The sequence below is a fragment of the Micromonospora sp. MH99 genome, from assembly GCF_021442385.1.
Classification (GTDB): domain Bacteria; phylum Actinomycetota; class Actinomycetes; order Mycobacteriales; family Micromonosporaceae; genus Micromonospora.
This window is the reverse complement of the sequence record NZ_MUZA01000041.1, coordinates 1-12,695: the sequence shown is the minus strand read 5'-3', so window position 1 is coordinate 12,695 and position 12,695 is coordinate 1. Positions and strand designations below refer to the sequence as shown.

The window sequence follows — 12,695 nt, the reverse complement described above, 5'->3', positions numbered from 1 at the left end:
GCTGAGAACGGCCCCCCGCCATCGTTGGCGGGGGGCCGTTCCGTATCCGCTTCCGGTCCACCGGCTGCCGCACTGTCGGTAGCGTGACGGGTAGGCAGAGCCGGGGCGCAGCGCCTGCCCGGGGCGCGGGGTGGCACAGGAGGCAGCCGCGATGACGTCCGCTCCGCTCCCCCGGATCCTCCGCCGGCGCGGCGAGCCGGAATATCCGACCTTCCTGGAACTCTTCTTCGACCTGGTCTACATCTTCCTGCTCTCGCGGCTCTCCGCCAGTCTGGGCGAGAGCCTCACCGTGCGGAACGCGGCGCAGACCGCCGTCCTGCTGCTGGCCGCCTGGTGGGTCTGGGTGCTCACGGCGTGGCTCACCGACCTGTTCAACCCCCGACTGCCGATCATCCAGGCGACAGTCCTGCTGGTCATGCTCGGCACCCTGCTGATGGCGATCGCGACACCGTACGCCTTCGGCCGGTACGGGTGGCTCTTCGTCGCGGCGTACTTCGGCATCCACCTGGTCCGTGACGCCGTCCTGATCCCCGGCACCCGCGTCAATCGTCCGATCCAGGCCCGGAGCATCCGGGTCTTCTTCTGGTTCGGCATCACCGTGACGCCCTGGGTTGCCGGGGTGTTCGTCGACGAGACGGCTCGACTGGTGCTCTGGTCGCTCGCGGTGGCGGTCGATCTCGGCTCGGCACGGTTCGGCTGGCCGACGCCGGGGCTGGGCCGCACCGAGCTGGCCAGCCAGATCTTCACCGGGGTGCACCTCTCCGAGCGGCACCGGGCGATCTTCATCGTCGCGCTCGGCGAGTTGATCCTGAGCACCGGCACGGGGCTGGCCGGCAGCGGGTTCACCGCCGGTCAGGTGACCGCCAGCGCGGTCGCGTTCGTCAGCGCGGTCCTGCTGTTCCAGCTCTACTTCCAGCGCGTCCAGCGGATCCTGGCCCCACCGAGCGTCACGACTGTGGAGCGGGTCCGCTCCGGCACCTCCACCTCGTACACCCATCTGGTGATGGTGGCCGGGGTGGTGCTGGTCTCGACCGGCACCTCGATGGTCATTGCTCGGCCCTCCGGTCACACTCCGGTGGATGTGATGGTTGCCATCCTCGGCGGACCGGTGCTGTTCCTGTTCGGCAGCGTGCTGTTCGACGCCGTGGTGACGGCGCGGATTCTCTGGTCCCGGGTGCTGGCGATCGTGCTGCTGGCGGTCGTGCTGCTGTGCGCGCTTGTCGCGCCCAGCACGTTCCGTCTGCCGCCGTTGACCGTCCTGGTGGTGGCGAACCTGGTCCTGCTGCTCACCCTGGCCGGGGAAGGGCTGGCCGCCCGTCGCAGACGGGCCGAGGTCACCGCGCCGGCCCGGTGAGGGATCGCCCCACCTGCCGCGCGGAGTCTCACCCCAGCATCGGCGGCGCCGGCGTACGCGTGTGTCGTCGGGTGCTGGCCAGGTTCGCCACGGCGATCAGGGCCAGCACGATCATGGCGAGCAGCGCGACAAGGATCGGCGGAAGCACGGTCGTGGCCGGGGCCAGGCACCCCAGCAGCACCACGCCGGCCAGCCGGGACCGCGAGATGCGTCCGAACACGGTGAAGTCGAGCAGGCCCCGGCCGATCAGGTACAACGCGGGGCTGCCGAGGATGACCGCGGCCCACGACGGCGGGGTCTCGCCCGACGGTCGATTCACCACGAGGTCGCTGGTGACGGCCGCCCCGGCGATGCCGGCCACCATGATCAGATGGGTGATCGCGGCGGACTGGGTGAGCAACGCCGGGTCGGTCGACCTGACGATCGCGTCGGTCAGCAGCTCACCGGCGCGGTAGATGTAGATCCGCCACATCAGCACCACGGTGCTGAACACCACGAGCAGGGCCAAGGCCCGCTCCAGCGTGTAGTCGCTCCGGCTGAAGGTCGTCCCGGTCACGAAGATCGACACCCCGAGCGCGATGATGACGAACTGCCGGTAGCGCTCGGCCACCCGCGCGTGGACCAGCCGCCAGTCCCCCGGTCGTGAGCGGCCGATCCGGGGCAGCGGCCAGCCGCACACCGCCCCGACGTACTCGACGACGATCGCGAGCGCCCAGATCGACAACTGGCCCGAGCCGCCGACGAGCGCTCCGGCGATCCAGCCGACGCCGGTGACGCACTTCCAGGTCTGGATCCGGATGGTCGACCGCCGCAGGGGCCGGCCCTTCGAGACGACAACTGCGTAGTAGGCGGTGGTGCTGAGGGGGATGAACACGAAGGTGATCGCGAAGAGCAGCGCGCGATCGCCGTACGCCTCGGCCGCGACCGCCGCCAACAGCAGGCTGGCCGCCGCCACCGAGGTGAGATGCCCCTGCCCGGATGGGCTGGTCAGGTCGATGGTGTCCGCGGTCCACACGCTCAGCGCCCAAATCATCGCGAACGCGAGCAGCAGCACCAGCACCTTGGCGACGCCGGTCCAGGTCAGGTCGTTGGCCAGGATGGTCGCCAAGGTGACCAGCGCGAAGACGTAGACGAGGTCGAAGAAGAGCTCCAGGAACGCCGGACGCTCCAGCGCCGGATCGGGCGCCGCTGCCGTGGCGCCGCCGTCCGTTGCCATCGACATCGCGCTTCACCCGGCCTCCACCGCATGCCCTCAAGGGGGACGATACGGGCAACCGCTCGCGTCCAACCCCGTCATCCGGTTCTTGGCGGCCGCTGGCCACCCCAACGCTTGCGTGTCGCCTCGGCAACGCGGTCAGCCCCGCGCCTTCAGCCGGTCACGTGACGTCTCGACGCAGGGGCAGCAACAGGGCGATCGCCGAGGCGGCCACCGCGTACGCGGTGAGCAGGAGAGCGCCGGCCGCCGGTGGGAGCAGGTTGACGGTGCCGCTGCCGAGTTCCGTGGAGATGGCGTCGGCGACGTAGGTGAAATCGGTAAGCGCGGCGGTGGCTCCGCCGGGCAGGATCGGGTAGAGCGTGTTGACGCCCGGGATCATCATCAGCACCGGCTCCCCCACGTACAGATAGCCGATCACGACGCACAGCGCCGCGACCTGGTGGTGGATGAGGGCACCCATCCCGGCCCCGAGGAGCAGGTAGACCACCATCGCGACGGCGATACGGCCGAGCAGCGCCAGCACCGTGGAGGCTGGCAGACCGAGTGGGACGTCGCGGGCGGCGGCGACAGCGAACAGCGCCACCGCGGCGGTGCCCGCGAGAACGAGCCCGTACGCGAGGCCAACGACCGCGTACGTGGCGAGTTTGGCGGCGAGCACCCGCCCACGGCGCGGAGCGAAGAGAAAGGTGACCGCGGCGGTGCGGTGTCGGTACTCGGAGGTGACCGCCAGGGCCCCGGCGGCGGCCGGCACGAACGCGGTGTAGCCGAGAATGCCGAGGATCGCGCGGAGGCCGGCCTCGGTGTCCAGACCGGGCATCGGTGGATCGAAGTTCTCCGGCCCCGCCAGCGCCATGGCCCCGAACATGCCCCCGCCCAGCACAGCTGCGGCGAGCAGCAGGCCGCCCCACATGCGGGTGGCCAGCAGCCGGCGGAACTCCGCTCTGATCAGGTGGTTCATCAGCTGACCGCCTTGTCCGTGGTGAGGTGGAGGAAGAGTTCTTCGAGACTGGGAGTCTCGACGGCCAGCTCGTGCACCCGACAATGGTGGGCGGCGGCGAGGTCGGCGATGCTCGGCGCGTCCAGCCCTCGCACCCGCAGCCGATCGGGCCGGACGGCTTCGACGTGCGGTGCCGTGCCGCCGTTGGCGGGGTCGGCCGTCAGAACGGCAGCGAGCGCGTCCGCGTCGGGTGAGGTGACCAGCACCGCTGGCGGGCCGGCGAGCCGGGAACAGGGCCCGGCGGCGACGAGTTCGCCACGCCGGATCACCACGACGTCATCCACGAGCTGCTGGATCTCGCCGAGCGCGTGGCTGGAGATCAGGACGGTGCGACCTTCGTCGGCGAACTGACGCAGAAAGCCGCGCAACCACGACACGCCTTCCGGGTCCAGGCCGTTGCCGGGCTCGTCCAGCAGCAGTACGCGGGGATCGCCGAGCAACGCCGTGGCGAGGTTGAGCCGCTGCCGCATGCCCGTGGAGAATCCTCGGGTGCGACGGTGTGCGGCCTCGGCGAGGCCGAGCAGGTCGAGCAGGGTGGTGACCCGGCTGTCCGGATATCCGCCCATCGCGGCGTAGACGCGCAGGTGGTCGCGGGCGGTGTGTCCAGGGTGGAACGCGTTGGCGTCGAACACGGCGCCGACAGTGCGCGAGGGCCGGGCGAGTTGGCCGTACGGCAGCCCGCCGATCGTGGCGGTGCCACTGGTCGGCGACACCAGCCCGGTCATCATGCGCATCGTGGTGGTCTTGCCGGCGCCGTTCGGGCCGAGGAATCCGGTGACGACACCGGGCTGCACGGTGAAGCTCAGATCATGCACGGCGGTCACGTCACCGTAGCGCTTTGTCAGGCACGACACCTCGATCGCGAGGTGGTCGCCGGTCACGCGCGGGCCGCCATGGCGCGCGTGATCGTCTCCACGAGGCCTGGCGCGGCCGGGTTGGAGAGCACTACCTGGTCGAACTCGCCGCCTGCCGACGCCCGGTCCAGAACGAGGTGCAGCCCCGGTTCCGCCCGGCGGGCTGCCACGAGCTGTCGAGGACCGCCGTACAGGCCCCATACTCCGATCTTGGCGAAGCCGGACACCACGTATCCCCGGCGGGCGCCACGGGCCAGACGGAGCGGGTTGTCCACCAGGGCGACGTGCCGCACCGCGGTGAGGGGCAGTGCGAACTGCTCCCGCCCGACCCAGACCCGCTCCCATCTGGTGAACCGAATGTCGATCACATCGTTGGTCACCATGACCGATGCCATCAGTCATCCCCTTTCGTCGTGTCGGAGTCGTCCGTCGGCGCAGGCGTACGTCTGTCGGTCGTCGGCAGGTCGGTGGGCAGCAGAACGGTCGCCAACAGTCGCGGTATCCGCCCACCGCCGGGCTGGTTGCCGAGCAGCGGGCCCACCAGTGCGTGGAGACCGGCGGCGAACTCGCCCAGTTCGGCGTCGGTCAGGTGCAGCACGAGTTGCTGATAGCCCACACCGTCGGCGGTGAAGTCGATCCGCTCCCGCGCGAGATAGCGGGAGAACTCCGACAGCAGACTCGACATGAACGCCGTGAAGTAGCGCGCATGGTCCTCCCGCGTAGCCGTGGCGAGGGCCGCCGGGTCGAGCGTCGCGCCGTGCGCTGGCAACGCGTACACCCGCTCGACGGTGCCGCGAACCCTGCGTTCGTCAACCACCTCGACCAGCCCTGCCTTGACCAGGATCGCCAGGTGCCGGTACATCGTGGCCTGCGGGACATCGGGCAGCAGCTCAAGCAGCCCTTGTGTGGTCAGGCGTGTGCCCGCGACCGCACGCAGGATCCGGATCCGCACCGGATGCAGCGCCAGGTCCGCCCAGCGCTCTCTCGACATCTCCACGGGCCGAACGGTATCACTCTCGATAATGAGAATGAAAGGCCGTGTTCCACAACGAACGGCTGGGCGCTCGCGCCCTCGACGTCGGCTAACGGGCGGCGAGACGGCGGCGGACCTTGTCCCGGATCGGCTCCGGCAGGTCGTCCGCGTCGAGCAGGCGGGGCAGCAGCTCCGGCTCCAGGCTGGTCGCCCGGAACACCTCGCCGATGGTCACCCCGTGCGTGGGCCGCTCCACCACCTCGACCGGGTCGCCGGCACCCACCTCGCCCTCGCGCAACACCCGCAGGTACGCCCCCGGGGAGGCCCGCACGGTGAAGCGCCGGATCAGGTCGGGCACGCCCCAGAAACCCGCGAACGTCGTGCAGGGCGTACGCGGCATCGTCACCTGGAGCACCGCCGTGCCCACCGCCCACTGTTCGCCGATGACCGCGCCGGTCACGTCGACGGCGTACGTGGTCAGGTTCTCCCCGAAGCCCCCCGAGCGGATCGACCGGCCGATCTCGGCCGACCACCACGCGGCGTCCTCCTCGGCGTACGCGTAGACGGCCTTGTCCGGCCCGCCGTGCACGGACCGCTCACCGATGAAGTCACCGGCCAGGCCACCGGCGAGCACCGCCACCGGCCCGTCGACCGATCGCTTGTCGATGCCGCTGCGACCGCTCGCGTCGCCCGCCCACGCCGCCTCGGTCACGATGCCGAGGTTCACCGCTGCCACCCTGCCCGTCATGCCGGACAGCCTAGGTGAATCCGCGGTCCGGGCTTGACCTTGACGCTGCGTCAACCCTCCATGCTGACTGCCATGAGCATCCCGCCAACAACCGATCAGGTCGAGCAGGCCGTGATACACGTGCAGGGCCTGGAGAAATCGTTCAAGCAACTGAAGGTGCTGCGCGGCGTGGACATCGACGTCGCGCGCGGCAGCATCTTCGCCCTGCTCGGCTCCAACGGGGCGGGCAAGACCACTGTGGTGAAGATCCTGTCCACGCTGCTCAAGGCCGACGGGGGAACGGCCCGGGTCAACGGTTTCGACGTCGCGACGCAGGCCGCCGAGGTGCGCGAGTCGATCAGTCTCACCGGGCAGTTCGCGGCGGTCGACGAGATCCTCACCGGACGGGAGAACCTCGTCCTGGTCGCCCGGCTCCGGCACCTCAAGGACCCGGGCGCCATCGCGGACGACCTGCTGCGGCGCTTCTCGTTGACCGAGGCGGGCACCCGGAGGGTGGCGACGTACTCCGGTGGCATGCGCCGCCGGCTGGACATCGCGATGAGCCTCATCGGCAACCCACCGGTGATCTTCCTCGACGAGCCGACGACCGGGCTGGACCCGGAGGCACGCATCGAGGTGTGGCAGGCCGTCAAGGATCTGGCCGAGGCGGGTACGACAGTCCTGCTCACCACCCAGTACCTCGACGAGGCGGAGCACCTGGCCGACCGGATCGCGATCCTGCACGAGGGCCGGATCATCGTGAACGGCACCCTCGACGAGCTCAAGCAGCTCCTCCCACCCGCGACGATCGAGTACGTCGAGAAGCAGCCGAGCCTGGAGGACGTCTTCCTCACCCTCGTCGGCGCCCGAACCCAGAAGGAACAACGATGAACAGGCATTTCGTCGGCGACACCGCAGTTCTCCTCGGACGCTCGCTGCGCCACATCGCCCGCAGCCCGGACACCATCATCACCACCGCGATCATGCCGATCGCCTTCATGCTGCTGTTCGTCTACGTCTTCGGCGGCGCGATCGAGACCGGGACCGACTCGTACGTGAAGTACCTGCTGCCCGGCATCCTGGTCATCACGATCGCCTCGGGCATCTCCTACACCGCCTTCCGGCTCTTCCTGGACATGAAGGGCGGCATCTTCGAACGGTTCCAGTCCATGCCGGTCGCCCGGTCATCCGTGCTGTGGGCGCACGTTCTGACCTCACTGGTCGCCAACCTGATCTCGCTCGTCGTCGTCGTCGGCGTCGCCCTGATCATGGGCTTCCGTACGGGGGCGGGGGTGTCGCAGTGGCTCGCGGTCGCCGGCATCCTGGTCCTGTTCACCCTGGCGCTGACCTGGATCGCCGTGATCCCCGGCCTCACCGCGAAGACGGTGGACGGCGCGAGCGCGTTCTCCTATCCGCTCATCTTCCTGCCGTTCGTCAGCTCCGCCTTCGTGCCCACCGAGTCCATGCCCGGCCCGGTGCGCGCCTTCGCCGAGCACCAACCGGTGACCTCCATCGTCAACGCGATCCGGGACCTGTTCAGCCAACAGCCGGTCGGCTCGGACATCTGGATCGCCCTCGCCTGGTGCGTCGGCATCCTCGTCCTCGCCTACCTGTTCGCCAACGTCACCTACCGTCGCAGGATCTCCTGAGCTGGCGTACCGGACAAGGTGAGTGAGAGCAGGATCAGAGCATGCTGACGATCAGTCAACTCGCGGCGTACGCCGGCGTCACGGTGCGGGCGGTGCGGCACTACCACCAGATCGGACTGCTGCCCGAGCCGGAGCGGGACGCATCGGGCTACCGGCGCTACGGCGCGACGGCTGTCGTGTCCCTCATCAAGATCCGCACCCTCGCCGACGCCGGCGTGCCGCTGTCGCAGATCAGCCGGATGCTCGACGCCGACCCGTCAGCCTTCGCCGAAGCGATCCGGACCATCGACGGCAAGCTGCGCGACGAGATCGAGCGGCTGCAGACCAGCCGCACACACATCGCGCAGCTCACCGCCGGGGACAGCCTGGCGCTTCCACCGGAGGTCACCGCCTATCTCGACCGACTTCGGGCCATCGGGGCGTCCCAGCGGATGGTGGAGGCCGAACGCGACGGGTGGATCCTGGTCGCGGCGCGCTGGCCGGACCGCATCGTCGAGTGGATGCCCGGCAAGAGCGCCGCTCTCGATGATCCGCAGGTCGTCCGGCTCTACCGGGTGCTCTCGGAGATCTTCGACGGTGACGAGCAGGACGACCCGCGGCTGGCCGAGGCCGCCGACATCATGGCCTGCCTGGCGGAGCAGGCGTACGCCGCCGGCGATTTCCTGCACGCCGAGGAGGCCGACGACGACATTCCGCACGACCTGATCGACGCCCTCGCCGACGAGGCGGACCCGCGGGCGCAGCGGCTGCGGGAGCTGATGCGCGAGCGGGGTTGGTCCGGTTGGAACCGGATGGAGCGGCTCGCCGAGCCGCCCCGCAAATGACCGCCGGCCGGCGCGGTCAGCCCTTGACGGCGCCGGCCACGAGGCCGGAGACCATCCGTCGCTGCACCAGCAGGAAGAAGATGATGACCGGCAGGGTGAACAGGGTGGAGGCGGCCATGACCGGCCCCCAGTTGGTGTCGTCGCGGCCGAAGAAGAAGGTCATCGCCACCGGCAGCGTGTAGCGGCCCTGGTCGTTGATGAACGTCAACGCGAAGATCAGCTCGTTCCACGCGGTGATGAAGGAGAAGATGCTGGTGGCGACCAGGCCGGGCGCGACCAGCGGGAACAGCACCCGACGGAACGTCTGAGCCCGGCTCGCGCCGTCGATGGCCGCCGCCTCCTCCAACTCCTTGGGCACGGCGGCGACGAAACCACGCAGCATCCAGACCGCGAACGGCAGCGAGAAGCCGAGGTACGTGAGGATCAGGCTGGGCAGGGTGTTGTAGAGCCCGAGCCGCTGGATCATCAGGAACAGCGGGATGACCAGCGCCTCCAGCGGGATCATCTGCACCACGAGCAGCATGATCAGGAAGCTGGTCCGCAGTTTGAAGCGGAACCGGGCCACCGCCGTCGCGGCGAGCAGGGCGACCAGGCCGCTGAGCACCACAGTGGACACGGCGACGATCGCGCTGTTGACGAAGAAGTCCAGGAAGCTGACGCCGGGGATCAGGTTGCCGGTCAGGATCTCCCGGTAGTGCGCCAGCGTCGGGTGGGCCGGCACCGGCTGCGGGGTGGACGAGAAGATCTCGCTGCTCGGCTTCAACGAGGTCGAGATCATCCAGTAGACCGGGAACGCCGCGAAGAGCGCGACCAGCAGCCCGGCGGCGTTGAGGGCCACCTTCTTCACGACTCGTCCTCCTGCCTGAGCACCATCCGTACGTAGAAGCCGGTCACCACGAGCAGGATCAGCGTGAGGATCACCGCGATCGCCGCGCCGAGGCCGTACTTCGGCGGCGGGGAGAAGGCTTCGGCGTACGAGTAGATGGAGAGCATGAACGTCGGCCGGTCCTGGGTGCCGCCGGCCAGGACGAACTGCTGGGTGAAGACCTTGAAGTCCCAGATGGTGGAGAGCACGATCAGGATTCCGAAGACCGGCCGCAACAGCGGGAACGTGATCTTCCAGAAGACCCGCCACGGGCTGGCGCCGTCCACCCGGGCCGCCTCGTGCAGCTCACTCGGCACGCTCTTCAGGCCGGCGAGCACGCTTACCGCGATGAACGGGAACGAGTGCCAGACCACCACCAGGGTGAGGATGGCGAAGAAGAGCAGCGGCGAGTTGAACCAGCCGTAGCCGGTCCAGTCGCTGCGGCCGAACAGCGCCTGGGAGAACCCGTCCGGCAACGCGTTGAACAGCCAGGTGACCAGGCCGCTGGTGTCGTCGAAGATCCACTTCCAGACGATCGTGCCGGTCAGCGCCGGGGTGGCCCAGGCGAGCATCACGCAACTGGCCACGAAGGTGGCCATCTTGCGGCCGAGCCGGTTGAGCAGCAGCCCGACCAGAGTGCCGAGCACCATCGTGAGCAGCACGTTCGCCGCGGCGAACAGCACCGTGTTGCGCAGCACCGTCAAGAAGAACGGGTCGGAGAGGATGTCGGTGTAGTTGCCGAGCCCCACCCACGGCCACTCCCGGTCGCCGCGCAACTGCCGGACGCTGTTGAGCCGGTAGAAGGACATCGCCACCACCTGGCCGAGCGGCCAGAGCAGCAGCACCCCGATGATGACGAGTGCGGGCAGGAGCAGCAGGTAGGGCAGGCGGTCCACCGGGCGACGCCGCCGCGCGGGGGTCTCCCGCGCGGCGGACGTCTCCGGCACCTCGGTCAGCGTGGTCACTTGGAGTTGAGGATGCTTTCCATCTCACCGGCCGCGTCAGCGGTAGCCTTCTCGACCGTCTTCTGACCCTTCATGACCGAGCTGTTCATCGCCTGGGTCACCGTCTTCGTCCGGCTGACCTCCACCCACTTCGGGGTGAGCGGCGTGAGCTTGGTGTTCTGCATGGTGGTGGCGAACGCCGCCATGACCTTGTCGTTGGCGTACGTGTCACCGGCGACGAGGTCCTTGTAGACCGGGAAGAAGCCGAGGCTGCTCGCGAAGCTCTGCGCGTTCTTCTTGTTCAGCAGCACGGTCAGGTAGTCCCAGGCCAGATCCTGGCGCTCGCTGTCCTTCCAGATCGCCACGTCCGAACCACCGGCGAAGCCGGGAGCGGCCTTGCCGTCCGGGCCCGGGATCGGGAACGTACCCCAGACCTTCTCGATCTCGGGGTTGTCCTTCTTGATGGCGCCCTGCTGCCAGCTGCCGGCGAACGCCATGGCGGCCTTGCCGGTGGCGAACTGGGTACGCGCGTCGATCTCGTTCCAACCGGCGGCGGCCGGCGGGGCCACCTTGTGGACGGTCACGAGGTCGGTCCAGTACTTGACGGCCCGCTGCGCCTCCGGCGTCGTGTAGCCGGACTTCCAGGCGCCGCCCTGGTTGGTCGCGATCTCCGCGCCCGCGCCCCAGAGGAAGGAGTAGAAGGGCAGCTCGGAGTTGCCCGGCAGCGCGATGCCGTAGGTGCCCGGCTTCTTCGCCTGCACGGCCTTGGCCACCGTGACCAGGTCGTCCCAGGTCTTCGGCGGCTGGACGCCGGCCTCGGCGAACCAGTCGGTGCGGTAGTAGATCGCCCGCACGCCCGCGTACCAGGGGACGCCGTACTGCTTGCCGTCGAGCTGCGCGTTGCGGACCAGGTCGGGCAGCAGGTCCTTGCCGTCGGCCCAGCCGTCCATCCGGCCGCTGACGTCGGCGAGCGCCTCCTGCGCGGCCCAACCCTGGGTCTCGGTGTTGCCCAGCTCGGTGATGTCCGGTCCCTCACCACCGGCGAGCGCGGCCTGGAACTTCTTGGGCGCCTCCAGCCAGGGGATGTACTGCACGACCACATCGGTGTCGGGGTGCTTCTGGCGGAACTCCGCCTCGACGCCGTCGAGGAACTTGTTCTGCGCGTCGCCGCCCTCGCCCATCATCCAGACCGTGAGCTTGCTGTCGTCGCCCGCCTTGTCCTCGGAGCCTCCGCAGCCGGTCAGCACCATCGCGGCCGAGGCCACTACGGCGGTGACCGGGGCCAGCCGCTTCCACCTGTTCACGCCACTTCTCCCCTCGCGCCGCCTGGAACTTACCTTCTCCGCCGCACCTTAGTACGAAGAAATCCTTTACGACAGTGGGCGGGGAGGCCGAAGCGTCGCGACCGTACCGCAGGGAACCGACCCGACGGGTCGTGGCGTAGGGCCGAATCTGGGCACTTCACCACGAAAGAACGCCCGACCAATGGTCGGGCGCCCTTTTCCGTGGTGCGGTGATGCCAGGTTGTTACCGGGTGACGCGGCGGCGGCCACCCACGCCGGCGACCAGCGCGACAGCGATCGCGGCGACCACGACCTGCACCAGCAGCTCGGTCCAGTCGATACCGGCGGTCTCGGTCGCGATACCCATCGCCCGCGCCAGCACCGTGCCCAGCAGAGCCGCGCCGACACCGATCAGCAGGTGCAGCCACATCGGCATGTTCTGCCGACCCGGAACAACCAGGCGGCCGAGCGCCCCGACGATGAGACCAACAACGATGGCAGTGATGATGCCCCACACGGTGAGCTCCACGGTCGCCCTCCTTCTAAGAATGTCTGACACACAATGTGTGCTTCCTGTCGTGACGACTAAGTTCCCGACCCACCGAAAAACCAAACCGACTTCGTCGCCCAGACGATCACGACTTGGCCAACAACGGCACGTTCCACCGGACGACGCGTCCGCCTCGCGCATCGGCCGGGCCGTGCACCACGCCGCGGCGTGATCGACTCCCCTTCGGGGATATCGCCGGTCGTCCGACTCCCGCCATCGGCACTGTGGAGACCGAGCACGCCGGCGGCGTGATCGACCGGGCTGAGCGCGCGGTCAGCCGCGCCGAAGTGCTGCGCATCATCGCCACGAACGTCGCACGACTGCGCGAGGATGCTCTGCCAGGCGATTCCGGCGCTGCCACCCGTCCCGTTCAGCCGCGCCCGCGTGCGCTCGGCCGGGTCGCGCGGGGGTCGCGCGGCGGGTCGCGCGGGCCGCGCGGGTCGACTCCACTGCGCCGGG

At 69.2% G+C, this 12,695-nt stretch carries 15 protein-coding genes; 5 read left to right on the top strand and 10 right to left on the bottom strand.

From position 1 onward, the window contains the following. Nucleotides 1-151 precede the first annotated feature (151 nt). Nucleotides 152-1,354 (top strand): low temperature requirement protein A, encoded by a 1,203-nt coding sequence (locus B0E54_RS20570; protein WP_234587191.1) that lies wholly within the window; start codon nt 152-154, stop codon nt 1,352-1,354. 28 nt (nt 1,355-1,382) lie between these two features. On the opposite strand, the gene B0E54_RS20565 is transcribed toward B0E54_RS20570, so the two are convergent. The 6 genes from B0E54_RS20565 to B0E54_RS20540 all read right to left on the bottom strand — a co-directional run bounded on the left by B0E54_RS20565 (nt 1,383) and on the right by B0E54_RS20540 (nt 6,142). Beyond that, nucleotides 1,383-2,576: a low temperature requirement protein A gene (locus B0E54_RS20565; RefSeq protein ID WP_234587189.1), complete on the bottom strand. Its 1,194-nt coding sequence runs from the start codon at nt 2,574-2,576 to the stop codon at nt 1,383-1,385. A gap of 154 nt (nt 2,577-2,730) precedes the next feature. Continuing rightward, a complete protein-coding gene (locus tag B0E54_RS20560; RefSeq protein WP_234587187.1) occupies nt 2,731-3,528 on the bottom strand; it encodes an ABC transporter permease in 798 nt (265 codons plus the stop codon). Then, entirely contained in the window at nt 3,528-4,448 is a 921-nt protein-coding gene (locus B0E54_RS20555; protein WP_234587185.1) for an ABC transporter ATP-binding protein, read from the bottom strand. The genes B0E54_RS20560 and B0E54_RS20555 overlap by 1 nt, the downstream gene beginning before the upstream one ends. Next, a complete protein-coding gene (locus B0E54_RS20550; RefSeq protein ID WP_234587183.1) occupies nt 4,445-4,816 on the bottom strand; it encodes a hypothetical protein in 372 nt (123 codons plus the stop codon). Before B0E54_RS20550 ends, B0E54_RS20555 begins: the two co-directional genes overlap by 4 nt. Further along, entirely contained in the window at nt 4,816-5,412 is a 597-nt protein-coding gene (locus B0E54_RS20545) for a helix-turn-helix domain-containing protein (protein ID WP_234587285.1), read from the bottom strand. The genes B0E54_RS20550 and B0E54_RS20545 overlap by 1 nt, the downstream gene beginning before the upstream one ends. Nucleotides 5,413-5,503: 91 nt before the next feature. After that, nucleotides 5,504-6,142 (bottom strand): MOSC domain-containing protein, encoded by a 639-nt coding sequence (locus B0E54_RS20540; protein ID WP_234587180.1) that lies wholly within the window; start codon nt 6,140-6,142, stop codon nt 5,504-5,506. 72 nt (nt 6,143-6,214) lie between these two features. On the opposite strand from B0E54_RS20540, the gene B0E54_RS20535 reads away from it, so the two are divergent. Genes B0E54_RS20535 through B0E54_RS20525 form a run of 3 tightly spaced genes read left to right on the top strand, consistent with a single transcriptional unit; the run spans nt 6,215 to nt 8,594 of the window. Then, the gene (locus B0E54_RS20535; protein ID WP_234587178.1) at nt 6,215-7,012 is read left to right on the top strand and encodes an ABC transporter ATP-binding protein; all 798 of its coding nucleotides are present in this window, start codon (nt 6,215-6,217) and stop codon (nt 7,010-7,012) included. Continuing rightward, the gene (locus tag B0E54_RS20530; protein WP_234587175.1) at nt 7,009-7,770 is read left to right on the top strand and encodes an ABC transporter permease; all 762 of its coding nucleotides are present in this window, start codon (nt 7,009-7,011) and stop codon (nt 7,768-7,770) included. Before B0E54_RS20535 ends, B0E54_RS20530 begins: the two co-directional genes overlap by 4 nt. Nucleotides 7,771-7,811: 41 nt before the next feature. Then, nucleotides 7,812-8,594: a MerR family transcriptional regulator gene (locus tag B0E54_RS20525; protein WP_234587173.1), complete on the top strand. Its 783-nt coding sequence runs from the start codon at nt 7,812-7,814 to the stop codon at nt 8,592-8,594. A gap of 16 nt (nt 8,595-8,610) precedes the next feature. On the opposite strand, the gene B0E54_RS20520 is transcribed toward B0E54_RS20525, so the two are convergent. The 4 genes from B0E54_RS20520 to B0E54_RS20505 form a co-directional block, all read right to left on the bottom strand. After that, complete coding sequence (locus B0E54_RS20520) at nt 8,611-9,441, bottom strand: carbohydrate ABC transporter permease (RefSeq protein ID WP_234587171.1); 831 nt, start codon at nt 9,439-9,441, stop codon at nt 8,611-8,613. Further along, a complete protein-coding gene (locus tag B0E54_RS20515; RefSeq protein ID WP_234587169.1) occupies nt 9,438-10,424 on the bottom strand; it encodes a carbohydrate ABC transporter permease in 987 nt (328 codons plus the stop codon). Before B0E54_RS20515 ends, B0E54_RS20520 begins: the two co-directional genes overlap by 4 nt. After that, a complete protein-coding gene (locus tag B0E54_RS20510; RefSeq protein ID WP_234587166.1) occupies nt 10,421-11,707 on the bottom strand; it encodes a sugar ABC transporter substrate-binding protein in 1,287 nt (428 codons plus the stop codon). Before B0E54_RS20510 ends, B0E54_RS20515 begins: the two co-directional genes overlap by 4 nt. Nucleotides 11,708-11,930: 223 nt before the next feature. Continuing rightward, the gene (locus B0E54_RS20505) at nt 11,931-12,215 is read right to left on the bottom strand and encodes a GlsB/YeaQ/YmgE family stress response membrane protein (RefSeq protein WP_007463997.1); all 285 of its coding nucleotides are present in this window, start codon (nt 12,213-12,215) and stop codon (nt 11,931-11,933) included. 113 nt (nt 12,216-12,328) lie between these two features. On the opposite strand from B0E54_RS20505, the gene B0E54_RS20500 reads away from it, so the two are divergent. After that, on the top strand, nt 12,329-12,695 hold a 367-nt coding region (locus tag B0E54_RS20500; protein ID WP_234587164.1), incomplete at its 3' end, for a hypothetical protein.